22 protein-coding genes are annotated in these 26486 nt (G+C 39.4%); 11 read left to right on the forward strand and 11 right to left on the reverse strand.

Annotated features, from left to right (window positions below):
• Positions 1-3: 3 nt before the first annotated feature.
• From U859_RS30815 to U859_RS0100770, 3 genes are all read right to left on the reverse strand, one after another.
• On the reverse strand, positions 4-894 hold the full coding sequence (locus tag U859_RS30815; RefSeq protein WP_025141537.1) for a putative phage abortive infection protein: 891 nt from the start codon (positions 892-894) through the stop codon (positions 4-6).
• The gene (locus U859_RS0100765; RefSeq protein WP_162799827.1) at positions 891-1397 is read right to left on the reverse strand and encodes a hypothetical protein; all 507 of its coding nucleotides are present in this window, start codon (positions 1395-1397) and stop codon (positions 891-893) included. Before U859_RS0100765 ends, U859_RS30815 begins: the two co-directional genes overlap by 4 nt.
• An 839-nt stretch (positions 1398-2236) precedes the next feature.
• A complete protein-coding gene (locus U859_RS0100770) occupies positions 2237-2779 on the reverse strand; it encodes a helix-turn-helix domain-containing protein (protein ID WP_025141539.1) in 543 nt (180 codons plus the stop codon).
• A 477-nt stretch (positions 2780-3256) separates the two neighbouring features.
• On the opposite strand from U859_RS0100770, the gene U859_RS0100775 reads away from it, so the two are divergent.
• The 3 genes from U859_RS0100775 to U859_RS0100785 are packed head-to-tail and all read left to right on the forward strand — an operon-like array spanning position 3257 to position 9010.
• Complete coding sequence (locus tag U859_RS0100775) at positions 3257-6253, forward strand: SusC/RagA family TonB-linked outer membrane protein (RefSeq protein WP_025141540.1); 2997 nt, start codon at positions 3257-3259, stop codon at positions 6251-6253.
• Between the two features lie 2 nt (positions 6254-6255).
• Positions 6256-7701: a RagB/SusD family nutrient uptake outer membrane protein gene (locus tag U859_RS0100780; RefSeq protein ID WP_025141541.1), complete on the forward strand. Its 1446-nt coding sequence runs from the start codon at positions 6256-6258 to the stop codon at positions 7699-7701.
• Positions 7691-9010, forward strand: a complete 1320-nt coding sequence (locus U859_RS0100785) for a DUF3738 domain-containing protein (RefSeq protein ID WP_025141542.1) — start codon at positions 7691-7693, stop codon at positions 9008-9010. Before U859_RS0100780 ends, U859_RS0100785 begins: the two co-directional genes overlap by 11 nt.
• A 24-nt stretch (positions 9011-9034) precedes the next feature.
• On the opposite strand, the gene U859_RS0100790 is transcribed toward U859_RS0100785, so the two are convergent.
• The 3 genes from U859_RS0100790 to U859_RS0100800 all read right to left on the reverse strand — a co-directional run bounded on the left by U859_RS0100790 (position 9035) and on the right by U859_RS0100800 (position 10350).
• The gene (locus U859_RS0100790) at positions 9035-9349 is read right to left on the reverse strand and encodes a hypothetical protein (protein WP_162799828.1); all 315 of its coding nucleotides are present in this window, start codon (positions 9347-9349) and stop codon (positions 9035-9037) included.
• 151 nt (positions 9350-9500) lie between these two features.
• Positions 9501-9737, reverse strand: coding sequence for a hypothetical protein (locus U859_RS31890; protein ID WP_162799829.1), 237 nt, complete (start codon positions 9735-9737; stop codon positions 9501-9503).
• A 256-nt stretch (positions 9738-9993) separates the two neighbouring features.
• Complete coding sequence (locus U859_RS0100800; protein WP_025141545.1) at positions 9994-10350, reverse strand: hypothetical protein; 357 nt, start codon at positions 10348-10350, stop codon at positions 9994-9996.
• Positions 10351-10513: 163 nt separating this feature from the next.
• On the opposite strand from U859_RS0100800, the gene U859_RS0100805 reads away from it, so the two are divergent.
• The 3 genes from U859_RS0100805 (at position 10514) to U859_RS31520 (ending at position 12610) form a co-directional block, all read left to right on the forward strand.
• Positions 10514-11374, forward strand: coding sequence for a LytTR family DNA-binding domain-containing protein (locus tag U859_RS0100805; RefSeq protein ID WP_025141546.1), 861 nt, complete (start codon positions 10514-10516; stop codon positions 11372-11374).
• A gap of 97 nt (positions 11375-11471) precedes the next feature.
• Entirely contained in the window at positions 11472-12023 is a 552-nt protein-coding gene (locus U859_RS0100810) for a hypothetical protein (protein WP_162799830.1), read from the forward strand.
• Positions 12024-12091: 68 nt separating this feature from the next.
• Complete coding sequence (locus U859_RS31520) at positions 12092-12610, forward strand: SH3 domain-containing protein (RefSeq protein WP_084152994.1); 519 nt, start codon at positions 12092-12094, stop codon at positions 12608-12610.
• A gap of 198 nt (positions 12611-12808) precedes the next feature.
• On the opposite strand, the gene U859_RS0100820 is transcribed toward U859_RS31520, so the two are convergent.
• The 4 genes from U859_RS0100820 to U859_RS0100840 form a co-directional block, all read right to left on the reverse strand.
• Positions 12809-13783 (reverse strand): DUF5712 family protein, encoded by a 975-nt coding sequence (locus tag U859_RS0100820; RefSeq protein WP_025141549.1) that lies wholly within the window; start codon positions 13781-13783, stop codon positions 12809-12811.
• A 2-nt stretch (positions 13784-13785) separates the two neighbouring features.
• A complete protein-coding gene (locus tag U859_RS30820; protein ID WP_025141550.1) occupies positions 13786-14349 on the reverse strand; it encodes a BfmA/BtgA family mobilization protein in 564 nt (187 codons plus the stop codon).
• Between the two features lie 702 nt (positions 14350-15051).
• Positions 15052-15369, reverse strand: coding sequence for a helix-turn-helix domain-containing protein (locus U859_RS0100835; protein WP_025141552.1), 318 nt, complete (start codon positions 15367-15369; stop codon positions 15052-15054).
• A gap of 147 nt (positions 15370-15516) precedes the next feature.
• Entirely contained in the window at positions 15517-16272 is a 756-nt protein-coding gene (locus tag U859_RS0100840) for a hypothetical protein (RefSeq protein ID WP_025141553.1), read from the reverse strand.
• A 712-nt stretch (positions 16273-16984) separates the two neighbouring features.
• Here U859_RS0100840 and U859_RS0100845 point away from each other — a divergent pair.
• The 5 genes from U859_RS0100845 (at position 16985) to U859_RS0100865 (ending at position 24865) form a co-directional block, all read left to right on the forward strand.
• A complete protein-coding gene (locus tag U859_RS0100845; protein ID WP_025141554.1) occupies positions 16985-18010 on the forward strand; it encodes a hypothetical protein in 1026 nt (341 codons plus the stop codon).
• A 202-nt stretch (positions 18011-18212) separates the two neighbouring features.
• A complete protein-coding gene (locus U859_RS0100850) occupies positions 18213-19160 on the forward strand; it encodes a hypothetical protein (protein WP_025141555.1) in 948 nt (315 codons plus the stop codon).
• Positions 19161-19408: 248 nt separating this feature from the next.
• Positions 19409-23092, forward strand: a complete 3684-nt coding sequence (locus U859_RS0100855; RefSeq protein ID WP_025141556.1) for a hypothetical protein — start codon at positions 19409-19411, stop codon at positions 23090-23092.
• A gap of 100 nt (positions 23093-23192) precedes the next feature.
• Positions 23193-23972, forward strand: a complete 780-nt coding sequence (locus U859_RS0100860; RefSeq protein WP_025141557.1) for a Cthe_2314 family HEPN domain-containing protein — start codon at positions 23193-23195, stop codon at positions 23970-23972.
• Positions 23973-24148: 176 nt separating this feature from the next.
• Complete coding sequence (locus tag U859_RS0100865) at positions 24149-24865, forward strand: DUF4145 domain-containing protein (RefSeq protein ID WP_084152995.1); 717 nt, start codon at positions 24149-24151, stop codon at positions 24863-24865.
• Between the two features lie 75 nt (positions 24866-24940).
• Here the strand turns inward: U859_RS0100865 and U859_RS0100870 are convergent, their stop codons facing one another.
• Positions 24941-26320 (reverse strand): hypothetical protein, encoded by a 1380-nt coding sequence (locus U859_RS0100870; RefSeq protein ID WP_025141559.1) that lies wholly within the window; start codon positions 26318-26320, stop codon positions 24941-24943.
• Positions 26321-26486: the final 166 nt, after the last annotated feature.

Genomic DNA, 26486 nt, shown 5'->3' on the forward strand with positions numbered 1-26486 from the left:
TCTTTAAGAATGATACGTTTTGATTTCATCAATATTCAGGAATTTAAATTTTGTCTTCGGATAGAGTACGTGGTGAGCGCGTTTGATGAGTGAATTTTCGTCTATGTTTTCGAAGAAATTATATTCATCCAATAGATTGTAGAAATTGAAGGTTTTGCTTCTATTTAGTCCTTTGTCGCTCAGTACGTTATAATAGATCAAAGCCAGCTCGTTATTGGATAACTGCGCCTGAATGAGGTTGATGTAATTCAAATGGTCATTAGCAGGTTTTCGGTTTTTTAACGTAAACTGGAGCAGATTATAAAGGTACCTGAAATAATGGCCGAGTTCGGAATGAAAGTTTTTATAGAAACTCATATACGCGATATTGAAATCATCTCTAATGATCTCTTGTTCCAAGGATTCAATTTTTTCATTAAGTCTTATTTTAGTGAAGATCGTTCCAAGAGATGAATCCGGGTCTATTAAATTATAGGATTTATCGTATTCTTTGGCAAGCTCCCCAAGTGCGTAATCTATAAAATTTTGCCCTTCATATAATTCCGTAATAGTATCAATGACCACTTTCTTCTTCATCGAGAGCTTAATATTGTGCAGTACATTGAGCATATTAAAGAAAGTAGTTTCAAACTGTTGTTTTTCGATAAACTTCTGGTTATCTGAGAACTGGTCTTTCTGGATATTTAAGGTCATAATGATCAACAGTACGCCGATTATGGACCAGGTTATTGCTAGTACCTGAGCTGATTCTCCTAGAAGCTTTGTGTAAGCTAAATCGATCCTTCCAAAGGGAACGACTTTTCCGTCGCTCCAGACCTTTAGGATAAATGAGACCAGCAGTATAAGGCCAATGAAAAGGAAAAGATAAACTAAAGCCTTTATGATTTTTTTCATCGTTTGTTGTTTTGCTCGGCCTTGATGTCCGAAAGTAATTTTATCGATGCTTTTTTTATATCTGATAATTCGGGAAAGCCTTTGCTATTTATCTTTACCAGATGAGAAATGTCGATATCCGGACTAAAGTTGTCCATATGGGTGGTATCAAGTACGTAAGGTCTGCCGTTAGCTTTAAAATACACTTTTAGGGGCACGTTTGCGAGTCCGGAAACCTGAAAATAAGAATCAACCTTTGTCTTGTCGCTGGATATAATTTTACGCACCGAATTCATCAGATTGATCTTTTTATTTCTTTTTGCAACTAGGTTTACCTCAAGGTATGTATCTGCAGGATTAAAATCGTCATTTGGATTGGTAGACCTGAATACGTTTGAGAACTGCTGTGAATCTCTAGACTGAAAACTTACCTTTTTGATCTCGGCATCGTCCAATATCCTGTTAAATTCCCGGTGGGAGGTGATCGGGTCAAACGATATGGTATATTCCGGGTGCGTTTTCATAAACTCGCCTCTTAATGCTTTTACAAATAAAGTAAATACACCAAACTGCTTGAATCTTTGAAGCAGTATATAGCCTTTTTTTTCATTTTTTGGAATATCGCATAGAAAATAAAAAGGCATCAATGGCGAGTCATCTTTGCCTATTGTCCCTTTATCCTTTCCTTTTCCGTCGATAAAGATAGACTCAACTCCATAGTCTCCCGTTTCCAGTTCCCCATCTATACATCTGCCAAAGGGTTGGAATGCATCGGTATTGATCCGGAGCCGTTTCTGATTTACTTTGTCTTCAAAAAGGGCGAAAGTATTTGTACCGTCGTTTAAAAGGGCAGGAAGTTTTTGAAACAGTTCAATCAGGTCAGATCCAAAATCGAAGTCGCTTAGGACTTCAAGATCTTTTATGCTTTGATTTCTTTTGTGAATGGTAATGTTGTATACAGCTACTGTAGTTAAGTACTGTAGTTAAGCCCATATGGAGAGGATTAGTTTTGATTTAGATAATAAACGGATTCAATATAATGAATTTTTTGTTTTTCATAGATTGGTTAGGGAAATATACCAATAGGTTGACAATTAAGAAATACTAAACAGGTTGTGTCCTTTGAGTTATTAATGGTGCTTGGAATCAAAAAGGATAGACCAGTGCAGCTCTCTCATTCCGGGGGCAACTGAAGCATTTGCCAGGGAATAGGAATCCTGGATATCGCGAAACTCATCGGATCGCTAGCTAGTGACCTCCTAAGTGTAATTATTATTAAGGAAGCGTTAGCAACCGCGTCATCCCCTATGGATGCTTTATCAAAGGCAACGTTAATGTAATTTGTGTTTTATTGATCGATATTTTAACTATTAATACTATAATAAAACACCGATTTTTTACCTGTTTTATCGATTCGTTTTAAAATACCTTCATTATACATCCTCTCTAATATTTTAGCAATAACTTTTGGATTTAAATTTTTGGAGTACTTTGGGTTTTCTTTTATAAATAAGTGAATCTCTTTTGTTCGTCTAGGTTCTGAAAAATACTGTTCTTTTATTAATACATTTCTTAAAAAATAAGTAGCAATTCCCTCTTTTGAACGTGAATTAAAATATTCCGGATTTGACTTATTGTCTTCATAAAAATCCTTTAAAGCTTCAATATCTTCAATCCGTTTGATTTTTATTAATTTTTCTGAAAAGAGCTGTGATATTGTAATTTCAAAAAACGCAGTTATTTTTTCTAAAGTTTGAACTGAAGGTTTTGTTTGTTGCAATAATATTTTACGGATAGTCATTGATGACAAATTTGTTCCCTCTGCTAAGCCATTTATTGTTAAGTCTGATTGATCCATTAAGGAAATCAGTTGCTTTTTAATCAAAGTATATTCTTTATTGTCCATTAAAAGCAAAAAAGATTATAACTTTGGAGACAACAATTAAATAGTTGTTTGTTTTTTGATGTCAAAATAATATATTTGTTTATTATAATTAGGTATTAATAAGAGTCTTGCAATCACAAAATCTGAGGCCGTTGAAGCAAGACAGCAGATTAATACCCACAGCTTGTTTTGTATGTGCTATATTTGTGCATTAAAATAACTGTGGGGACTGCTGTAATTCCATTTCAACATAAGGCCTCAGAAACTTTTAAGTGGTGATGGTTTGCGGCCCCACAGGTATTAGCAATCTAAACAAGACTCGTATAAACCCATACGAGCATGAATTTTAAATCAACACATCTTTTTAATCACCTTATTTCCTTGGTGATCTGTGCACCTGAATAATCCTTATGGTCAAGGCAGGGAATTTAATGGTTCTTTGATAATAGCCTGCCTTGATTTTTTATAAGCCTTTTTCCTAACTAACTAACCGACTTCATGAAAAAAACAATAAACATAGTCGTAATGGCTTTGCTATGCCTAAATTTTTGGGCCGATGCACAAACTGTTCCGATAAAACTCTCCGGTACCGTGAGGAATAAAGCAGGGAAACCTATTCCTGATGCTACCATAAGAGTCTCCGAAAAAGAAAGCATAACCCTCACAGACAAAGATGGAAAGTTCAGCATTATGGATACCAGACCTGATGGCATGCTTACGATAAGCAGCGTCGGTTACCAGACTGTTAATATCCCCTATGGACCAAAATTAACACTTGAGATCATCTTGAATGAGACAGCAGGATCTCTGGATGATGTGGTGGTGATCGCCTATGGCACTACGACTAAAAAGCTGAACACTGGCGCTATCGGAAAGGTAAGTGCTTCAGAAATCGCGCTTCAACCTGTATCAAATCCGCTAAGTGCACTACAAGGCAGGATACCAGGACTTGCCATCACACAAAATAGCGGCATCAATGGCGCTGGGCTGAAGGTACAGATCAGAGGCCAGGGATCGCTGATGCAAGGCTCTGAACCGTTATTTATTATCGACGGCATTCCCTTTTCTCCAGGCAACAATTCCATCAACACCGTTACCAATGCAACAGGAAGTAGCGGATTGAGTCCCTTCAGTACAATCAACCCTTCGGAAATTGAGAGTGTTGAAATATTAAAGGATGCTGATGCAACATCAATATATGGTAGCCGCGGAGCAAATGGTGTAATCCTGATCACGACAAAAAAAGGTTTGGCAGGTAAGAGCAAATTAAATGTTAGTGTGTATAATGGATATAGCCATATCACCAGAACAATGGATATGCTGGCAACAGAAGATTACCTTAAGATGCGCAAGGAAGGCTTTAAAAACGACGGGCTTGCTTTGACGAATGCAAACGCCCCGGATCTTCTGCTATGGAACCAGACCAGGTATACCAATTTTAAGGATATTCTGATTGGAGGAAATGCAAAAACCACCGATGTGCAGTCATCAATAAGCGGCGGGACCGAGAAAACCAGGTTTCTGATCTCCGGGGGCTACCATGGAGAGACTTCTGTATTTCCTGGTGAACAGCGTGACGATAAACTATCAGGCCGGATTAGCCTGAATCATCGCTCAACGGACGAGCGCTTTAGCCTCGATTTTAATGGCGGGCTTTTATATGACCGCAATAAGATGAGTTCGGGCGATCTTACGGCCTATATCAATATGCCACCAAATATGCGATTATACGATGATGCGGGCAACCTGAACTGGCAAGAGGGCGGCACTTTTTTTGGCGGGGCAATTACCAACCCTTTGGCCGCAGCCAACAGACAATATACCGGAAAGTTCAGTAACCTGACAACAAGCGTTAATATGGCATATGAAATCTTAGCCGGACTAAAAGGAAAGGTAAGCCTGGGGTACAATAGCTTATCTGGTAATGACCAGGCGCTTAATCCCTCAAGTTCCATAAATCCAAACTCAGGAACACTTCCTTATTCCAACTTTGGCCGATCATTTTTAGGCAGCTGGATTGTGGAGCCGCAGCTCGAATATACCAATACATCAGGTAAGGGCAAATTGAACATCCTTGCCGGGGGAACCTTACAGAATACAAGCAGCAACACCTTGAGTGTATCCGCACAGAATTACAGGAATAATATCCTGCTTTCCTCAATAGCCGCAGCCGGGAATGTTACCACAAGCAATAGTGATTACGCTTACCGCTATACGGCCATTTATGGAAGAATCAATTATAATTTTGCGGATAAGTATCTCATCAACCTGACGGGAAGACGTGATGGATCAAGCAGATTCGGACCGGGAAAGCGTTTTGCAAACTTTGGCGCCCTTGGAACGGCATGGATATTTACAGGAGAGGATTATATAAGGGAAAAACTATCCTGGCTTAGTTTCGGAAAGATAAGGGCCAGCTACGGCACAACCGGTAATGACCAGATTGGGAATTATAAGTTCCTGGATACTTGGACGAATTCCAGCTTGCCTTATCAGGGAAATGCAGGGCTCCAGCCTTCGAGCCTGTATAATGCGGATTTTTCCTGGGAGACAAACCATAAAGCTGAAGTGGCACTAGAGCTAGGGCTGCTGAAAAACCGGATCATGCTTAGCGCGGCATACTTTGTAAACCATAGCGGAAACCAGCTGATCAATTATCAGCTACCAATACAAACAGGCTTTACCTCGATTCTTAGAAACTTCGATGCTGTAGTGCAGAATTCAGGCCTGGAAATCAGTCTTGAAAGTACCAACTTTCTGAGTGGCGCTTTAAAATGGACCTCTAATGCAAATATTAGCATTCCAAAAAACAAACTTGTTAAATTCAGTGGCCTCGATCGCTCCAGCTATGCCAATACCTATATCATCGGCGAACCACTTTCGACAAAAAGAGTGCTCGAATACCTTGGGGTAGATCCATCAACAGGAATCTACTCCTTTCGTGATTTGAACGGCGATGGCTTATATGACGCTTCTGATAGAATTCTGGTAAGAAATATTCAGCCTGATTTCTATGGAGGCCTTCAAAACAGCTTTTCCTATAAAAATATCAAGCTGGACATTTTCCTGGAATTCAGAAAACAGATCGGATACAACTACTTATATACCCAATCGACCTTCATACCGGGCTACTTTTATTTCAACCAGCCCACTATTGTACTGGATCGGTGGCAAGCTGTTGGAGACCTTGCAGATATTCAGCGTTTCGTAGCCTCCGGCAGCAGCTCTGCTTATGCGCCGGCGGGAAATTATTTACCGGCTTCAAGTGCTGTATTTAGTGACGCATCTTTTATCAGGCTCAAAAATGTTTCCCTGACCTATGCCTTTGCGGAGCGATGGGTGAAAAAGCTCAAACTGCAACAGCTGAGTATATACGTTCATGGTCAGAATTTACTAACCATGACAGGATATAAAGGAGCAGATCCGGAAAGCCAGAATCTGTTTGTGTTGCCACCCTTAAGGACAATAACCGCTGGTTTACAATTAACACTATAATTATGAAAACAACAGTAATTAAAATATACCCAGGGCCTATTTCCCATCTTAGGCGCTTGCTTCTTGGGAGCCTGCTATTAACCGCTTTTTTATGGAGTGCATGTGAAAAGCTAATTGAGGTACCAAAGGCCGGAAATCTGATCCTGAGCAAAGATGTATTTTCTGGAAATGAGACCGCAACATCAGCGGTGATGGGGCTCTATAGCAAGATGGTGACACTAAACCTGAGCATGAGTAATGGCGGGCTGAGTGTATATTCCGGCTTGTCGGCGGATGAACTGTTCAATCCTGCGCCAAGTAGCAGTTATGATCCTTTTTCGGGTAATATGCTCCTTTCTTCAAACGGGATAATCAGCAATAACTTCTGGAGCACGGCATACCGCAACATTTACCACGCAAATGCCATTCTGGAAGGACTGGCTGCCTCAAACTCATTAAGTACAGCAACAAAAAAACAGTTAACAGGTGAAACCCTTACCATTCGGGCATTTTATCTATTTTACCTGGTTAATCTTTTTGGTGATATTCCTCTTACGCTCACAAGCGACTTTGAGCAGAACGCAGTGATGCCACGAACGTCATCAGCCATTGTTTACGCCCAGATTGTTAAAGACCTTGAGGAAGCTAAAGTTCTCCTGACTGCAAATTACCCGAGTAGCGCAAAAGCAAGGCCCAATCTATTCGCGGCCAGAGCACTTTTGGCCAGGGTTTATCTTTACAGCCAGCGATGGGCTGAGGCAGAAGCTGAAGCATCTTCAGTAATATCCTCCGGTTTATATAACATAGAGCCGGATCTAAACAAAACCTTCCTGAACACCTCAAATGAAACCATCTGGCAGTTGGTAAGGGAAACGGCTAATACCGCGGAAGCAGCCGTTTTCCTTCCGTCTTCCGGTACTATTGTTCCTGCTCTTGTGATCAGGGATAACCTGCTAAATGAATTTGAGGCAGGAGATCTTCGAAAAAGCAGGTGGTTGTCCAGCAATATTGTCAATGGTGTAAGTTATAGCTATCCATACAAATATAAGATTAGGGCCAACTCCACGGTAAGTGAAAGTCTTATTATCCTGCGCCTGGCTGAGCAGTACCTGATTAGAGCGGAAGCGCGTATAGCTCAGGACAACCTTAATGGGGCGGTTTCGGATCTGAATGTGGTTCGAACCAGAGCTAGGGCAGCAGCAACACCTGCCATAACAAATCCACTCCCAAACCTTTCTAATATACTGACTAAAGCGGAGCTGACTGAAGCGATATATCATGAACGTCAGAGCGAACTCTTTTGTGAGTGGGGCCATCGATGGCTTGATTTGAAAAGAAGCGGTAGGGCTGACCAAAAACTTATTAGCCTTAAGCCAACCTGGAAACCTTTCATGTCATTATATCCCATTCCTTTTTCAGAAACACAGACCAATATTTTTTTAACCCAAAATCCAGGATATGCAAATTAGACAATTTAACATAGCTAAAACCCAACATTTAATTCTCCTAATTTTAATGCTGATTTTCTTTCCACGGATAGGTATGGCCCAGGCCGCTTTAAAAAAAGGCGAACAGATTCCTGATATCGTGCTTCAAAATATTTATAACTACCCTAAGAAATCGTTTGACCTTGATAAGATTAGAGGAAAGCTGATCATATTCGATTTTTGGAGCCCAAGCTGTATTTCCTGTTTAAAGTCGTTTCCAAAAATAGATTCCCTGCAGCGACTCTTCGCAGATGAGGTAACAATTGTGCTGGTTAACAAGGAAAGTCTTGATTCAACAAGAAGGTTTTTTGAGACCCGCAAATTTCTTTTCAGGCCACAGATTCCATTTGCAACCAGTGACGTCACGATCAACAAATTATTCCCGAATCGGGCCAATCCTGCCTATGCATGGATAGACGGAGAAGGGAAGTTTCACCAGATGACCAATGAACTCACGGCAGCATCCATTCGTCGCTTCCTTGCCGGAAACAAGGTGAATTTAGAGGATTACCGGGAAAGGCGTAAATACTTGACATCACTTTTTGACAAGGAATATGAGCCTAGCGTAATTAGCTATTCCTATCTTTCAAAAGCGATTCCAGGGGTGAATTTAAATGGATCGATAGGAAAGAATGGGTTATCATTCCATAACTATGACCTCATGAATTTATACAGGGAAGCTTTCGGGGAACAGGGGAAATACGATTTTTCCAAGAAATGGAACATTGTATTGGATGTGAACGATACTCAACGGTTTATTTCACCTAAAGAGGAAGAACTGGCTCACGATTGGAAGAGAAAAAATCTATACAACTATGCACTGCTGTTGCCGGAAAATATGGCCGAAGAAAGGTTCATTATGATGCGTTCAGATCTGAAGCGATATCTTGGATTTGATGCAAGAGTAGAAAAAAAATTGATTAGTAGTATGATTTTAGTAAAGGTAGGAAACATGGATAAGCTAAAGTCTCAGAAAACAGGGCCTTCAAATTTTAGGATGTCTGATATCCGGACCAGTCAAATTGATTCGGTTAGGAGACTTATCAACCGTCCTTTTAAGACTTTTTCAAATATTTTAGGTTCCTGGGTAGCGCTTAGACTAGAAAAGCCATTTGTGGACGAAACCGGTTATTCAGGAAACATAGACATTGAATTAAACGGAAATGCTGTTGATAGTTTTAATCTGGGAAAAATCAGAGCACAGTTAAAGCAATATGGGCTCGACCTTGTTGAACAGAAAAGGCCAATTGATGTCCTGGTAATAAGGGAAAAAGGGGTGGTGAAGGAATAACCATCCATTACCACCCCTTAATCATTAATTACTGAACCTTACGCGATGGTCGTTGTCCGCTGGAGCGGGAGCGATATCATCAATCGTCTGAACAGTTTCGTAGCCTCTGATACAATCAGCAGCAGTCTGATCCTCACAAGAGGTAAGGGGATTGCTGCCACCAGGCATAGAATCATCCTTTGTCTGAGGGGTGCTGTTAAGCTGCGTCTGTAATGTACCCGAAGAACTGATCTGATACCAGTACAGATTTGGCTGTACTTTCTTGTTATTGGCACTACTATCCGATGGTTTAAATGCAAAAGTCAAACCCATGATTGCTATAAGAGCAAATGTAAACATAGCTCCAAGCCATGTTTTTTTAGTATTAAATGATTTGGTATACATACCGATATTGTTTAAATTTAAAATGATTTAATTATGGTCGCCCTTGTGGCGGGCATTCCGAAAAGGACTGTTCAGCTTTGGACAGCCTTTTTCTTTTTATCAGGCCTCACGGCCTCGCCGGGAACAGCGCATATTTTCGAACATGTGGAAAATAAACAACTACTCTCTTTTTGGCGTGGTATTTATTGGGCTCACTTAATGCAGGCGAACCTAATTTTGCCTCTACATTAGCTAAACGTTTCTTAATCATTTTAAGGATTAGCGTTGCAAGCACAGAAAGGCCGGTTCGGAAAATTATTTCCGGTATCCGTTCAATCCATATAACTACCCTTAATGTTTTCATAATTCCTGTCTTTGCCTAACATTTACCCATTTGCAACAACCTGGCTGTTGCATGCCCACTCTAAAAATATACGCGCTTATCGCTGCGCCTGCGTCCCCTGTATAAAGTCCGGTCAAAACTTGCGAGCACCTGCCGGTTTCCACACCAATAACCTAATCAACTTCTGGGCAGATTATCTTAGCGCTTTGTACTTAACGCCCGGGAAGGGCGGCTGAAAACAGGTGCTACCCACCATATTTCAATATTTTTTCCCAAATCAATGGGGGCTGTTTTCTTTTTTGGGACGTCGTCTTTTCTCTTGCTCAAGCTTTTTGAGGAGCTCTTCCCTCTTAGCGGCACAAATAATGACACTCTCACGTTCCCCCTGATAGTGCATGACCTGTTTATTACCTTCGCGAGCCAGTGTTTCCAGTCGCAGGTCTGTTATCTGATCCTCGCATGTGCAATTTTTCTGAGGAAATAGTGCTGCCAGTCCAACGCCAATGACAACTGCGATAATGCCAAAAAGGCTTCGATAAACTTCTCCGCGTTCCGGCTTTTTAAATCTCATCCAAAGAAATTTATACTCTTTTTTTTCAGGGCCTGACGGCTGTTCATTGAAGTCATTGTTCATTGCCTATCGGATTACTTGAATAAATTTAGGCCTATCCATTTAGAAAAATAGAGGCAAAAAGGACGTTTTTCCGTCAACTGCACCAATTTCGGGGGTGAACTGTCCCTCACTTTGATGAATTGCCCCCAATGACTGGCCAATAAAAAGGTCTTTTTGTATTTTTATGAAACTAATAAGGCAGTTTATGCATAGCAAGAAATCAGATGGCAAAAATCTTCCGGATTATTTCAGCTTTGGCTGGATGATGCTGATCTCGCTATTCATAACGCTTTGTTTAAACTGGCCAACTATGAACTCACGGTTTTGGCATACCTTCACCCAAGATTGGTATCACATTGCATGTGCAAATACATTTGCAACCGTTTTCATCATGATAACCTTTACCAATATTTTCACAAGTTATCTGGATTCAAAGTGGCTCTGGGAGAAAGATTTATGGAAAAGGCTTGTTTTTCAGATTCTATTAGGATTTATGGCACCTATACTGATCTGTTATTTTTTCAGTTGGATTTCTTTTTATTTCCTCAACGTCAATATCAGCTCAACAAGGTATATCCGGAATATGTCCAGCTTACTTGTACTCATTTGTATCATGATCAATCTCCTACATGTGGTTTATTACTATATGTATAGATCTTCGGAATGGCTAAATAGTACGGCTGGAAAACCAAAACCAGCGCCAGTTTTGTATCTATTTATTCCTGATGGGAAGGGAGAGAAGAAAATTGCAACCGCAGCTATTGCCTATATTTATGTAGAAAACGGGACAACCTATATCCAGCATCATAACAGTGATCTTGATGTGTGTTTTATAGCTTTAGACAGTATCTATAAAAAACTAGACGAAGCATCTTTTTTCAAAGCAACAAGAAGTTATATTGTCTCATCTGCGGCAGTAGATGGCTATGTAAAGATTCCACACAAAGGCCTTAAAGTAAGATTACAACCAGAAACCCCAGAACCTATAAATGTGAGCCGTTCAAAAGCCCCTCGATTTATAGACTGGTTAAAAACAGACTCTTAGTAAAGTTTGCGAGGGATTTATCACAACTTTACGGAAACCCGTAATGATGTCTTTTTAGTTTCTCATACCTTGGCTCCTATTAATTCAAATCAGAAATATGAGCACAATTTTTACAAAATCAGTAATGTCTACCGCACTAGTTATTTTAGCCGTGATGATGCACAGCTCCTGTAAGAAAGCAGCGCAGGAAACTGCAAAGGAGCAGGAGCAAGTTCCGGTAGTTTTTTCTTATGAGGTGACCTGTGATTACTGTAACATTTCCTACATCGATGCAAGCAATCAGACCAAAACGGTAACGAGCAACATAGGCAAATGGACTTATAAAATTGAGAAAAAGGTTTCCTTTGATCTGAAGTTAAACGTTTCATCAATCATTTCAAGTTATCAGACCATCCAGGCTTATATCTTAAAGGACGAGGAAGCTGTATACGGAAATCTCGGTTATAACCGTGCGGATCTTTCCTATAACACCGTTTCTGGAAACGGCACATCAAGTTTTGGCAGTTATGTTTCCACCACCCCAACCGGCGGGAACAGCTCAGGTGGAACCACCGCTCCAACCTCTTCAGTTTGCGGGGCAAAAAACAAGACCGGAGGCTATTGCAAACGGATGGTTGTCGGAGGTGGCAGATGCTGGCAGCATAAATAGACTGCCAGGCATATCTTCAATTACATTTTACTTTAGCAACGTTTATATCGTTATATTAAAACATAATCATGAAAGCATTTATTTTGTCAATAGCACTGATGTGCTGTTATTTTCTTGGCAATTGCCAAAAGATATCTTCACTTGGCACAGTCAATGAGAGCAAGCTAGGAAGATGCACCGGTTCAGCTTATTGTTCTGCGTGTAAAAACTGTTCCCGTTGTGCCCACTGCGGGAGTGGAGGCACCTGTGGGATATGCTCACCTCTTGAATCGCAAACCCCAGTATACTCAAGCCCCCGCAAAAAAGCATCTAGCTACAAGCCGAGATCATCTGCATCTGGTCAGCAGAAAAAGCAATCCTTCAGTGCTGAAAAGAACAATATGAAAAGTTACGTTTTTGAATCTTTATCCGCGGTAAAGCTCAAAGAAATCAGTCTTCGCTCAGGGCCAGGATTATCCTATCCTGTTATTGAAACGCTTAAGCGCAACCAAAAAGTGAAACTGCTTGCAAAAAAGGGAGAGTGGGTAAAAGTGAAAGTCCTGTCCTCTGGAACGACCGGTTACTGTAATCTGGCAGGAATAAATTAATATCCTGTACGAATAAGATCTAAGAATGATCAGGTGGGGGAAATAAATTCATTTGACTAACCCCCACTATTTTTTTCCTGTAGAAGCTAAAGCGAAACATGCTGGGATAGTGCACCCGGGGTGTTTCGCAGGCCGCAAGGCGCGAGGGGATTTCTTCTTCTGACCTTTTGATTTTTTATAAAACTATAGCCCATCCGCTCAACGCTGCATACCCTGCTCTTGTTGTCTCGCTTTTCTCTTTCTTCGCTTTTCTGCTTCTTCAATAGTATCAGATGCGATATCCGGAATATGTACTGGCTCCATCAAAACTTCCAAAAATTCGCCTACGGTTTTACCGGTAGATTCGAGCATGTTGCCAACAGAAGAAAAAATTCCCTCAGCGACACCTAAAGCAAGTTCATTAACCACAGATTTGCTCTGGTAATTTTTCATAGACGCCTCCAGCAAAACATCCAATTGTTCCCTTTGCTGTAAAGTACCATTCTTTAAAATATTCGCATAGGCCAGGGTATCCCTCAGGTTTCGCTCAAAGCCAAACTGCTCATCAAACAAACGCTCCCCACATTGCTTAAAAGCCATCCGATCAAATTGCCCCATTTTTTTGGAGTGTTCAGCATTTCTACCTTTCGAGCTGTTCATGGGGCTCAGCTTTATTTTATTGGTGATATCCCTGCGGCTGATGATCACTTGTATATGCAGCTGATTCCCGTTTTTTTTCTCACCGCGCTTCCGGCTACCATCTTTAACCGCTGCATCCTTATGGCTATAATATCGGTTATGCTCCATCTTACCAAACCAGAGCAGATCCTTATTACTACCAATCCCAGGGCGTCTGAAGTTCTTTGCATATTCATCCATTACTTTCTCTGTATATGCTTTCAGTACATTTTTCATATCAGGATCCCCAACCGATTTCCTCAAATGCTCCAGTTCTTTCTGGCTAGGGCTGATGTTGATCAGGAAAAACTTGGCCTCATGTCTTCCCAGCTTTGCATTGTTTCCATCCAATGCCCGGCGTACTTCATAGGCCTCCACATCCTGACGGTTTCCATTGAACCATAGTTCCGGCTGCTTTAGCTCCTCCGTACGGTTCTCCTTTTCCAGGTAATTTACCAAACCTCCACTGCTGCCCTTGTTACTGGCTTCCTTATTGTCTGTAATATTGATGTACATGGTTATAAAAGATCAATCTGGTTTCTGGTTATCCTGGCCAGTTCCTCTTTCTCCCTAGCTGAAGTCATCATACCAAAGGCATCCCTGCTTTTGATGTAAGTGCCGAGTATATAGTGAAACTGCTTTTTAAGCTGCTCACCTGTAGATAGCTTCACCAGGACGTTTTTTAGTATCTCATCGGTATTCAATAGTTTGCTACTGTAGTTTTTTCCATCCAATAAAAGTTCACCTTGTCCAATAGCTAGCTTACCGCTTCTTTTCTCCAACTCTTTAAGTAGGTTATTGAGATCCCTCTGGTTACTCGTCATCCTATCCACTTCTCTTTTGATCGGAATAAGCAGGTCATTTTCCTGGGTCTTCATAAAACCGATGTAATCCTTGTGCTGTCTGAGCAGTGTATTCTTTAACAGCTCATCATTAATATCAAGCGGATCTTTCTTACTCCGAAAGAAGTAATCCACCATCTGCACAAAAACCAGCCGGTTCGGACGCCCAAGCTTTTGAGCGATCTTATCCATTTTGACCGCGGTCTGCGTATTATATTTTATGGTTCTTAATGTTTCCATTTCAGCTCTTCATTGTTCGTTAAGTAACTTGTTATGTATATCGTAATATATATTGCCCTATAGATATACAGCTATATAAGCATGCACATATCTGCATATCTACAACCCTGTCTAGGGTTCCTTTTTCTTTAATCCTGCCGCCGTCAGCGGCCAAGAGAACCCCTGGAGGGTTCTCCAAACAGCCTTTACGCTAGCGTAAAGGCCAGATGGTGAGGCTCTGCCCAACCACCGCTTGCTCCTTTTTCTGGAAATGAAAAAGGACCTTTTGCATATTGCTTTAACCTCTCAGAGTTTTTTAGTGGGAGACCGATCCCAACAGATCTCCCATAAGAATTATTCAAAAAACCTATTTTAAATGTTCAATTATTATGTTGCACTCACAAAGTCCATAGTCGTCCTTAAGATAAATTGCAGCTCAACACAGCTTCGTCTTCCAGGTTCCAGGATACCCGGCTTCCAAGAAAAGGGTTATAGGATGGGCTATAAAAGATATACCCAAAAACCTGAAGCTCACCAATACACTTGTGATAGGTCGAAGTTGAGTAGATCTTGGATGAACGCATAAGCTTGCTTCTGCTCACCTGAAAAGGGTGAATTAACCCAGAATCTTCTGAGGCAAAGATCAGCGCAGCCAACAGGCTAACGTGAAACGCCGAAAGCCTTTGATCCGCCTGAATCCACTCTTTGAGATAATCAAGGTTTTTATTTACGCTCCCCATGCGCCTCCTCTCGAAATAATCTTTTGACAACCGCATTTTCAGGCGTACCATTACCCAGTATGCGCCTGATATCCTCACGACTAAAATATACAATGCGGCCAATTTTGGTAAAGGGCAGTTTACCGCTAACCCGCAAGTGCAGCAAAGTACCTGAAGAAATTTTCATCAGCTTCCTGACCTCAGAACTTTTGAGGTACTCATCCGGCGCAGCAGTTTGGAGCGGAATAATTTTTTTGATCTCTTCGATCAGCTCGCTTTTTAGTTCAAGCAGATCACTTTTGGTTACCAGGTCTAAATTCATGTCTCTTAAAATTTAATGATCAATTATCTCCGGCATGCTACAGACAAAATCCTATCCGTACGGAGATTTCACATCAAAGGTGAGAACAGAAACATGTAATCAGATGCCCAATGGAGGTGTTTGGGCATCATTGTGTATTAAAATAGCCTAATGGCGATCAACAGGCTTAACCGGAACAATATTAAAAACCCTATCCTTGTCGGATATGAAAATATATTTAGAAGAGTCTTCAGAAGAAAAATAATTCTGGGCAGTTGCCAGCGGTATTGGCTTATCTCCATGAACAAAATTTTTGGCAACCATTTTATACCACGGACTATGGCCCTGAGTGCTCACCAGCCTTTTCTCATTTGGCAACATGAGTTTTTGCAGTTGGCGCATAAGATCCATAAATGCCGCTAAATTCCCGCTGTTAATTACAATTTTTTCACTCGCCTCATACTGCAGCATTTCATCGAGCTGAGCCTGCAGACCTACTACCTTACTTTTGAGCTGCGCAATTTCTGCATCCTTTTGACTTAGCAATTTTTCCATCGATGTGTTTACGTTCCACTCATCAATAGTATTTAAGAATCCTTGGAAGGCTTCTAATTTATCAAGATTGGCCGAGTGAATCTCATATACGGATCTGAATGGATCCTTACCTGAATAAAAAGTAATTCTTCTTTGAATGCTCCGGTTTACTTTACGGAAGAAGGCCTCACGACCATCTGGATACCGTAGCAGATAATGGTTAAGATGAAAATCGTAAAACGCTTTGTATTCACCATCAGGCAGACTGTAAAGTTTCAGCGCAAAGAAATTATCCTCTAATTTTCTGTTATGGAATATTGGGTTACCGATCTCATATGGATGTGGGGAAAAGTCAAATCTCCCCCGAAATTTAAAAAAACGTTCTGTCATGATAAATTAGCGAGTGGGAGTTCCCTTTCAGTAACCAGCTAGGGAACTGTTAACAATTGATAGCAATATACAACTATTCAGATCCTCAGGCAACTTCCGGCTTTCGCCACTTCTGAATTTGGTTTTTAACAGTACAACCTTTGGATAGAAATACACATATTATTTTGAGAGATGTCAAATGAAACCTACTTCTTTCTTCTATACCCAGAAAAGTAATCTTACCGAGATATGGATTACCATTAAATTTTCCTGGCTATCCATGAAAGTAAGATTTTTATATTTTCAAAATTGGCATAAGACTCGGTAAATCGTTGTAGGGTTAATCGGGGGGAAAATCGACCCTGTATGAGCATCGCGAAGCCATAGTAAATTTCGAGAAAGTGATTAGAAACAAGGTTGAGGGGCAATATCGGAAAAAGAAGGCTTAAAGGAAATAGTGAGTGATAACTACCTACGCTATATTACTTGGGAAATCCAATCCAGTTGATTCCATCCTGCAAAATCTATATTCGCAAGATAATTAATGGTTTAATTCCAATTTAATTGGTGGCGGTATAGGAGTTGTAGAAGCACATTAAAAAAATTATTAATATTACCCTGGCGAATATAGCCTTATTCCCTGTTCATGAAGCTGTGATGATTTCCAATCAATCATAAATTAATCCCAGCATATTAATTTGGGAAGAAATACTAACAATCAATCATAAAACCGATGGATAATAATTCAAGCAGTTTTAAAAATATTTCTCTTCTAGAAGAAATCGAAACAGCAAATAGGCTCATCAGGCTGGGTTTTGGAGAGATCCAAAATATTGATTTTGTAAATAACTTTTATTTCCTTCCTTTCCAGTTACTTTCCCAAGGTTTTGAGCGTTTGATGAAGTCGTATATATGTTTAGGATACTACAATAAAAATGGAAAATATCCGGATTTTCAATATATCAAAGACCTAGGTCATGATTTAGAAGCTTTACTTCGACGCATTTTATTGGAATTTTTCAATGATCACCAGCGTTACTATTTGATTGAAGATAGACGCTTCCTTGAAAAAGATGGAGATCTAAAAGAACTGATATACATTTTGTCAGAATTCGGGAAATTCGCGAGATACCATAATTTTGATGTCATTACAGGAAAAGTCAAACCAAGTGTAAACCCTAAAGAACTTTGGGAGGTTTTTGAGGTCAAGATTATCAATCAATTAGGGATTTCTAAATATAAGAATAGAGACCTTGAGGACGAAATGTTCGGTGACATTGCCCGCGTTGTGATCATCATCTTCGAAAAGTTCGTATCCGCGCTTGCTCGACAGTTTAATTTCGGGACGTTGGGAGATCATGCAAGGGGTTTTTCAGCCAATGTCTTTGATTTTGCTATGCTTTATCCAGATAAGGTCGGTACAACCGATTACAGAAAGGATACTACTAGGTTTAAACAACAGCCCAGGCGCGTACATAAACGAACGTTAATGGATTTGCTGAATAGGCGCTTCAATCCAAATATCAAATCAAAAAAAATTAGAAAAGTGGATTTTGAAAGACAATGGCCCTTTTATGCTGAAGAAGTCATTGTAGAAAAGAGAAGGAATTATTGGCTCATTGTCAGTATCAGTGGTTATGACTATGCGTTAAATGGAGCTGCGAAAGGGAAATTCAAATTAGACGATCCATTTGAGGCAGGAGAGGCAATACGGGGAATAACGATTTCAGATTTTATCGACATTGGCTTATCACTTTGATGACGCCAATCTCCTCTCATCATTGCAATCAAGCTAATCGCTGTCTACGAAAAAATGCCATCAGATTACTGCCCAATATATTAAATACGGGTTTTGGGTCAAGTTGAAAAGTTTGTTTGACTTCAATGCCTTGTCTTGGTTTGAGATGAGTAACCATATAGAGGATTATCAATATATTTGTCTTCTAACGCGATCAAAAATAATGACCAGAGACCAATTACGAGAAGAATCCCAGCGTTTGATGTTTGCTGAAAATTTAAGTGATTCCAAAGATGTACTTGATATTTATATCAATTTATTATTTAAAATAATAAACGAACATACAGATCAGCCCGCAAGCCAAGCTAAGAGAGAAGCTAAACTCGTGCTGCAAATGGTATTTACCAAGATGCTTAACCTGCGACAACTCATAGATGGGCTCAATTATGCAGGAGAGCATAACGGCCTCCGGAATTTTATTGATCCTACTATTGTTGCCTCCGCCGGACGCAGTGTTGTTGAGTTAACTGCGACATTTCATCTCATCTACCGCTCAGAATATAGTGAAGCAGAGAAAGACATGCTTTATCAAATGTGGGTTCTTGCAGGCTTAAAATACAGGCAAAGATTTGTCGGAGAGAATTCCTCAGAGGAAAATAAGCAGAAAGCGGCAATCGAAGCATCAGAAATTGCGGATATTACCGAACGAATCAAAACATGTGAACCGTATACCGTATTATCAGAGAAAGATAGGGAGTTAATTGATAAAACAATAGATGCAAAAGAATATCGGGTCAATCTCGATAATGGTAGAGCATCAAAAATGCATTGGCAACAGATGATCCAATTTATGGGCTTTAAAGCTCAGCTTACCGGATCGCTTTATACTTACTTTTCTTTATATGCCCATCCATCAAATGTAAGTGTTTTTCAATACCGTGATCTTTTTAACACCAAGGGAAATGATCACATCAGTATGGCTATGTTTAATACCAAAAACATTACAGCGATGCTTAGTAAGTTTATTTCAGATTACATAAGATTGTTTCCCGAAGTTCAGGCAATCTTTGGTGATACGCCATTACTTCACCAAATCTTAATCAATTGGACCTTAAGATTGACAACAGATAACACCCAGCCTATTAATGAGGCAATGAATGCCTTGAATTAGCAATTATAAAGATGATGATTATTTTTCAATAGCATTCCTCAATTCAATAATGATAAAGACGATGAGACCAAAAAAAAAACCAAATTAGAAAGCCAAGTTTCCTTGTACTCACCCTGGTAATTATCCTCGCTCAATCGGCTGCGTCGGATAACTTTTGAATTCGTTTTCATGAAAAAGTAACTTGTTTTGACTATGTTTTTATTAGTCAATATGAGCTTTAACTATATTTGCTATTCATCAATTTTGAAATGAAGAAAATTAAATTAGCGCTACTCAAATTTATTTCTGAAAAAGTAAACCGTAACATTATTCAGCTTGAGGCTCCAACCCGGGTAGCCATCATAGCTCCTGACCAGCATGCATACCATTCGTTATCCCCAATAGGAGATGCAGATCCAGATGGAGCCTATGCCACGGCATTGAGATGGGCCTTAGAAAACAGAGGATCTCAAGACATCAAAAATATTGCTATTACAGGGACCTATGGATCAGGCAAGAGTACAGTACTTAAAACATTTCAAAACCATAATCAAAATCCTGATTTATCATTTCTAAATATTTCCCTCGCAACTTTTAAAGAGGAAAGGGAAAAGGCAAAAGAGAAAGGAGAAGACCTGAATGATGGCGAGATGTTAAGGTTGATTGAGCTGAGTATACTTCAGCAAATTTTCTACAGAGAAGCCGACGAGACTATCCCAGATTCCAGATTTAAAAAAATCAAAAGCTTTGATGATACCAATATTTCCTGGTTAACTGCAGGGATATTTCTCCTGATACTAGCAACCATCCAACTCTTCAATAAGACTTTTCTTGAAGATATCATTGGACATCCCTTTTATGAGCTTACCAATACCATCATATTGATTTTATCACTTCTGATTGTGATCTCAGGTTATTTCCTTTTGATCCGGAAATCCCTGCGGTTAATTAGCAGTTTAACGATCAGCAAACTTAATATCAATAACGCAGAGATAGAGATCAGTAAGAACATCAACAAATCAATTCTCAATAATCACTTGGATGAAATCCTCTATTTTTTTGAAGTCACGGACTACACGGTGGTGGTAATCGAGGATCTGGATAGATTTGAGCAAACAGAGATTTTTACAAAACTTAGGGAACTAAATCTGCTAATTAACAATTCTAAGAATATCACGCGAGATATCGTCTTTGTGTATGCGGTGCGGGATAATATGTTCAAGGATAAAGATAGAACGAAGTTTTTCGATTTCATCATTCCGATTATTCCGGTGATCAATTCTTCTAATTCAAATGAAAAACTAAAGGATATTATCGCTAAAAATCATTATCCAATTGGCCCAGATCTGATAGAAGATGTTTCTTTTTTTATCGATGATATGCGTTTGCTATTCAACATTACCAATGAATATCATATCTATCATAACCGCTTAGAGAAATTAGATCCTGGAAAGCTGCTGGCAATGATTGTTTACAAGAACATCTATCCAAATGATTTTATTTCCCTAGGGATGAATGAGGGGGTACTTCATAGCGCATTTGCTCAGAAAAATAATTTCATAGCCAAAGCTATAGAAACATTAGATCAGAAGATAGCAGAGCTCCAAAAAGAAGTAACGTCATTAGAAGATTTAGGTGTTCCGCGCATTGCTGAACTGAACATGATGTATGTGCTTAAGTTTATTGAAAAGATCTCCAACTTTAATAGCTTTTATATAAACGGAAGCCAGGTTACACCATCTAAAATGGCGGAAGTCGATCAGTTTAAGCATCTGATGGATAAGACCGCATCGGCTAGTTACTATACACGTGATTATAGTACACAGTTTAGATACAATAGCCCATCAATAATTAATATTGAATTCTCCGAAATTGAGCGTTTGGTTGATCCTGTTTACAGTTATGAAGATCGTGTTGAACTACTGGGTGTCGGAGTGAAACAGAAAATAAAAGAACTAAAAGCAGAAATCGCAGAGTTAGAACGGAACAAGATAGAAGCGAGGCATACGAAGCTCAAACAGGTAATGGCCTTAAGTGAAATGCAGTTGGAAATTAAGGATCCAAAACAGTTGCAGCTTACAAGCATCCTGATGAGAAAGGGATATATAGATGAAGATTATCAGGATTATATATCTATTTTCTACGAGGGAACAATTACAAAGACGGATAAGGAGTTTTTACTGAATGTGAAGGCACAGTTATTCTCTGACTTTGATTATCCGCTAGACAAAATTGATAAGCTCGTAGCAAAGATTGATCTGGTTGAATTTTCATATCCTGTTATTCTTAATTTTCAACTATTGGATTTTCTGCTTAGTGATGTGGCCTTTGAGGATCAATACAACAGGGTGCTAAGAAGGATCGCCGATGGAACCCCATATTCACTTGACTTTGTAAATAAATACCTTCAGAATTGTGCAGACGAAGCCACATTTTTTAAGCAATTGGCAAAAGTTTGGCCAAAAATGTGGCAGATACTCAATAGTAAAACACATGTGAACATAGAAACTGCAGACCTGATGAGCAAAGTGGTCAGCTATTGCGATGTCGATGATATTAAGGGGTTAGCTTATAAATCAAAATTGTCAGTCGAAATTGCTAAAAGTTCCGACTTTCTAAAAATTGAGGTCAGGAGAGAAAAACTTATAGCGGTTATCGAAGCACTCAATATCAAATTCGCAAATCATGGTTTGTATGAGGCACCACTCGAATTATGCAATTATCTCTATGACCATGATGCCTACCAAATAAATGAGGGAATGTTGAGAGAAGTAATGGCCAAATTTGGTAATTATAATGAGAAGAAATTCAATGAATCGAATTACACAGCCATTTTGCGGAGTGGTTGCGGGAATCTGATTGATTATGTTGATGCTAACATGGATAGCTATTTAGATCAGCTCTACTTCAAGTTAGGTAAAAATAAATTGGAAGAACAAGAGGGGCTTATCAAACTTATGAATCACAAAAACATAAGTCCGGAAAAGAAAGAGCAAATTATTGAACATGTTAAAACTAAAATAGCAGACTTGTCTCAGATTACTGATCTGGATTTTGCTGGATTTCTACTTTCGGAGCAAAAAGTAGAGCCTAACTGGGCTAGTTTGATTAACTATTTCCACCGAAATGCCGATATTCCAGACGATCATTTTAGAGCATTTGTTAATAAAAACGTCGAAGTTCTATCGAAGTCCAAAATAGATACCAGCAATCCAATCCCAGATGAGAAAACTGTCCAAGCGTTTTGCCATGCACTAATTATAGATAAAGGGATTTCGGATGCGAGCTATGATTTAATTCTGAAATCAATTCCTTACCATTATAGGGATTTAAACTTGGAAGGGTTGAATTTGGAAAAAGTAAAAACATTGGTTTTACGGAAAAAGCTAAGGCTCACATCTAAAAATTTTGAACGTTTAAAAGATGAGCTTTCAACTTTGAAAGTCCTGTTGGCAGAAAAATGGAAAAATGACTTTGTCACTGAGATCGATAACTACATTCCTGATGATTTTCTACTTATGGGAATCATCAAATCAACAACGTTTACAGTTGAGGAAAAAAATATAGTGTTGAGCAAAGCGTCAGAACTGTTGAAAACTCCAGGTTTGGAAATATTAAAAGCACTAGGTCTTCAGAAAATTGTTCAAGAGCAGCTAAACATAGATAATCAAGTGCTGTCCTCGATATTCGAAAAAAAAGTGATCGGCCAGGATGATAGTTTAAGGCTTTTAATCAAAGTGATAGATAATTTTTCTTTCGAGGAAACAATGAGGGTATTATCAATCATGCCAGAGCCTTATCAAGGAATTCAAATCAAAGGCCAGGTTATCGAGTGGAGAGCAGAGCCTTTATTCGTACAGCTGATCATGAAATTAAAAGACCTAGGGTATATTTCAGATTACAAACCACAAAAAGAATTAATTAAGGTACTTACACTTCCCAAGGAATCTTAATAGGGAGCTTTTTAAAACAGCTTGTAGCTAAAATTTAGATCATATTTATTCGATTACCTGGTCCAATCTCGATGGTTTAAAAGAAGCAAAAGATAGACATATGATCGATGACTCATTATTGCAGCACCTTACTGAACTATCATTACCGATGATTGAAGATCAGACATTGGTTCAAAGGGCAAGGGATGGCTTCACGCCCAAGAGAGCATTGACTTTGAGTGAAGAGTATGTGAGAAACAGCTTGCTGGCATTGTCGGAGGTTGAAACGCTAATGAAGCAGTTAGGGCAAGCAACGCTTTATCTCTCATCATATCGGGCAATACCGGCGTTCAAAAAAAGCCAAATCACACGTTATGATCATATTGTATATCACATGGAGATGCATCTGTTTAAAACCACCAGTGTATTGGATAGATTATTAATCTTGACTAATATAATTTTGATTATTGGGGCAGAGCAAAAGAAGTGTAAAACTGCATTTTTCTTATTTCCGAAAAGTGGGAAATTGGAATATCGAAGAAAAATAGAGAGTTACCCAGGTTTATACCGGGCGCTTGTAAAAGTTGAGGTATGTATTGAGCCTTATAGAGAAGACAGAAATATGGTTGCCCATCATAAAAATATCGATTATGGAGAGCTCAGACCAGTTGAAATGTATAGTGCACTGCTTCGTTCTGATAGGGGAGATGATCCTGATTTTAGTTCAAAATTCAAGGTAGTGGCCAAAACGCAGACAGACCGTGTCGTAGCGGATTTTAAAAAATCGTTAGAAATGTTCAATCAAGACTTACGTTTAATACTGGAAGAGGTCTATAAGATTTTGAGAGAAATATTTGATGAAAAATATAAGGCACTGCAGAACGAGGAAAAAAGAATTTAAAAGCTGAGCCGACCATTCATCTTTAAGTTCTACAGAGATAAAAGAAAAAATATTTGGGGCCGCCTTCTCAAATATGGAGTTTTAGCTATAGTGCGGACCTTATAGTTGGTAGCTTTGTGCTGTATGTATGCTTTAAACTATCAGAATTTAATTCTATCTTAACGCATAAAAATATAATGGTATCTCAAATTAGCCCATCTCAATTTACTTCACCGCTATCCAGTAATCACGTAAGCATACCTTCGCGTGTTGCTATCCACTGTTCTCATTGCGTCATTTTTCTAAGCTTAGAGATCAGGTGGCAAAAAGAACTAAACAAGATAGGAAATTTTGGTACGGCACTTTGTCCGCACTGCTCCGGAGAAATGAAGTTTTTTTATGTGGTTGATGAAAATGCGCCATCAAATATGGATAAAGGATTGCTTTATGTTTATCCCAGCACCCGTGCCCGTCAGCCGCTTCCAGGATTAGACTCTGTTAAATCACTAACACCACAGATTAAAAAATCTTACCAGTCTACCTTGACATCATTCAACACCAATCAATGGGGAGCTGCCGCAGTGATGAGCCGAAGGCTCTTGGAGGGAGTGATTCAGATGTTACAACCAGAAAAGCAAAATGGATCATTTAATCTGAGCAAAGCGCTGAATCGATTAACTGAAATTGTGGATTTGAATAAACCTATCGTTACCATTGCCGACGGCATTCGTAAGATGGGAAATATGGGAGCCCATTTTAGTGAGGAGATGGAACCGGATGAAGAGACGTCAATCCTTTTGATGGATCTTTTAGATTACTTAATAGAATTTTTATTCATCCTGCCAGATCGTATAGAGGTGCTACACGATAAAATAGAAAATCTCCGAAACGGAAGAACAGCTGCACCGGAATAGTTAATGATCAGGAAAACTATAATGTTAATCAAGTGCAAGTCACTGATAAGATCTGCACTTGATTTAAACGTGGTATTAATGCATGCCAATTTGTTCTTTGACAATGGCTGATAGAACAGGGACACCAATTTTAACCGCGGTATCGAAAACCCACTTTCCTCCTTCTTTTACATAGTGAAGAAGAGCGTTTCCATCTTTTTGTTCAGCGGCAAGCTGAGCTTGGGTGATGCTGGTAACAGCAGCCTGCTGTTCTTCAGTTTTTGCCTCAGCAGTCAAAAAATCCGTTAACTTCTTTAGCTCATTGGCTAAAGTTAGATAATCAGTGTTAGCGGGCAAAGAGTTGGTTTGCTGATTGAAAATAGCATTATTGGAGCTGGCTTGATCACCAGCAGCCCCAATCTGAGAATTGTTAAAAGTGTAATTAGACATAATTATTTTTGTTTTATCGAGAATGGCTGGCCTAAAATCAGAGGCTAATATTTTTTGCCTCAATAATTCCAGTTCCCCTGGTTGAAAATTATCGAAAATTTTTGAAAATTCATCAGACAATCCGGTTAGATCGTTTGATGGCTGAAGTCTTTTTTCCTCCTTCAAAAAGGAAGAAATAGCAGTATTAAAGTAACGCTGGAGTTTGTCAGATTGCCTAGTTCCGCGTATTGTTGTGATTTTGCCGCTGTTCATGGATGCAAAAACATGTTTCAGGCAACAATGCTCAGCGAAGATTCGCTGGGTACTTATCCTTAACTGCCGATGTATTTCAGGAACTGATTCATTAAAACGCTCATGGAGCCAAATCCTAAAGTTTTGCCCAGCATGCTCATGCCAGGAAGTAAACAGGCGATAATTTTTATCAGGCCCAGAAATACTATCCAATGATATCGCCTGTTCATCCACCTGCTCACCTTCATCTAACAAAAGATAAATCTGGGGGATGCAAATTTTGATGTCGCTTAAGCTTTGCGCTGTAGATTGTTTGGCTTTAAAGGTACTGCTTGCCCTGTAAAATTTTTTAAGATTCCCTGAGATAGCGAATAAAGATTGGGAATGTTGAAGGCCGCCTATCTTAATGTTGAGCGTAGTTTTTGCTAAACTCTCCAGAATCTGATGGATTTGTTGATTAGTAACCTTCTTTTGAATTTTGCTGGTACGGAAAACAAATTCATAGCGGTTCAATACCTGTTCATCTCCAGAATAGAAATTTCGGTAAACATTTTTTAATTGAATCTGAGCACTAGGATAAATGGCAGGTGCCGAAATTCCCTTCTTAACATCACAGAGATAGCCTTCATGTACCCAGCTCCTTAATCCTTTTTTCCTTCGTGGTCTTATTTTACCAGTTCCCCTGACAAACTGTGTAGGATCGGGTAGTGGCCAGGCAGGTTTATGAAGCAGCTCATCCAAATTTTGATTGAGACCTCTGATATCGGTGAGCGTAAATTGTAGAAAGATGAGCATATTAAAATTTAAAAAATCCCAGAGTGGCAAACACAATGGGATTCGAACTAAAGACTTTCTCTGTATTGATTAATAAGCACTCTTATATCAATAGGATCAACACAAAATCAGAATGTAACCAAATTACTTTGCTGTTTCGTGGGAAGTCATTTACTGGTTCTCCTAA

The organism is Pedobacter jeongneungensis, from assembly GCF_000633455.1.
Lineage (GTDB): Bacteria > Bacteroidota > Bacteroidia > Sphingobacteriales > Sphingobacteriaceae > Pedobacter > Pedobacter jeongneungensis_A.

What these genes read in the sequence shown, in the direction of transcription:
- U859_RS0100860 (WP_025141557.1), top strand. Translation starts at nt 23,193, where the DNA reads ATGATCGATGACTCATTATTGCAGCACCTTACTGAACTATCATTACCG.
- U859_RS0100850 (WP_025141555.1), top strand. Translation starts at nt 18,213, where the DNA reads ATGACCAGAGACCAATTACGAGAAGAATCCCAGCGTTTGATGTTTGCT.
- U859_RS0100765 (WP_162799827.1), bottom strand. Translation starts at nt 1,397, where the DNA reads ATGAAAACGCACCCGGAATATACCATATCGTTTGACCCGATCACCTCC.
- U859_RS0100855 (WP_025141556.1), top strand. Translation starts at nt 19,409, where the DNA reads ATGAAGAAAATTAAATTAGCGCTACTCAAATTTATTTCTGAAAAAGTA.
- U859_RS31890 (WP_162799829.1), bottom strand. Translation starts at nt 9,737, where the DNA reads ATGAAAACATTAAGGGTAGTTATATGGATTGAACGGATACCGGAAATA.
- U859_RS0100840 (WP_025141553.1), bottom strand. Translation starts at nt 16,272, where the DNA reads ATGACAGAACGTTTTTTTAAATTTCGGGGGAGATTTGACTTTTCCCCA.
- U859_RS0100770 (WP_025141539.1), bottom strand. Translation starts at nt 2,779, where the DNA reads ATGGACAATAAAGAATATACTTTGATTAAAAAGCAACTGATTTCCTTA.
- U859_RS30820 (WP_025141550.1), bottom strand. Translation starts at nt 14,349, where the DNA reads ATGGAAACATTAAGAACCATAAAATATAATACGCAGACCGCGGTCAAA.
- U859_RS0100780 (WP_025141541.1), top strand. Translation starts at nt 6,256, where the DNA reads ATGAAAACAACAGTAATTAAAATATACCCAGGGCCTATTTCCCATCTT.
- U859_RS0100800 (WP_025141545.1), bottom strand. Translation starts at nt 10,350, where the DNA reads ATGAACAATGACTTCAATGAACAGCCGTCAGGCCCTGAAAAAAAAGAG.
- U859_RS0100775 (WP_025141540.1), top strand. Translation starts at nt 3,257, where the DNA reads ATGAAAAAAACAATAAACATAGTCGTAATGGCTTTGCTATGCCTAAAT.
- U859_RS0100805 (WP_025141546.1), top strand. Translation starts at nt 10,514, where the DNA reads ATGAAACTAATAAGGCAGTTTATGCATAGCAAGAAATCAGATGGCAAA.
- U859_RS0100835 (WP_025141552.1), bottom strand. Translation starts at nt 15,369, where the DNA reads ATGAATTTAGACCTGGTAACCAAAAGTGATCTGCTTGAACTAAAAAGC.
- U859_RS0100865 (WP_084152995.1), top strand. Translation starts at nt 24,149, where the DNA reads ATGGTATCTCAAATTAGCCCATCTCAATTTACTTCACCGCTATCCAGT.
- U859_RS0100785 (WP_025141542.1), top strand. Translation starts at nt 7,691, where the DNA reads ATGCAAATTAGACAATTTAACATAGCTAAAACCCAACATTTAATTCTC.
- U859_RS30815 (WP_025141537.1), bottom strand. Translation starts at nt 894, where the DNA reads ATGAAAAAAATCATAAAGGCTTTAGTTTATCTTTTCCTTTTCATTGGC.
- U859_RS0100810 (WP_162799830.1), top strand. Translation starts at nt 11,472, where the DNA reads ATGAGCACAATTTTTACAAAATCAGTAATGTCTACCGCACTAGTTATT.
- U859_RS0100790 (WP_162799828.1), bottom strand. Translation starts at nt 9,349, where the DNA reads ATGTTTACATTTGCTCTTATAGCAATCATGGGTTTGACTTTTGCATTT.
- U859_RS31520 (WP_084152994.1), top strand. Translation starts at nt 12,092, where the DNA reads ATGAAAGCATTTATTTTGTCAATAGCACTGATGTGCTGTTATTTTCTT.
- U859_RS0100845 (WP_025141554.1), top strand. Translation starts at nt 16,985, where the DNA reads ATGGATAATAATTCAAGCAGTTTTAAAAATATTTCTCTTCTAGAAGAA.
- U859_RS0100870 (WP_025141559.1), bottom strand. Translation starts at nt 26,320, where the DNA reads ATGCTCATCTTTCTACAATTTACGCTCACCGATATCAGAGGTCTCAAT.
- U859_RS0100820 (WP_025141549.1), bottom strand. Translation starts at nt 13,783, where the DNA reads ATGTACATCAATATTACAGACAATAAGGAAGCCAGTAACAAGGGCAGC.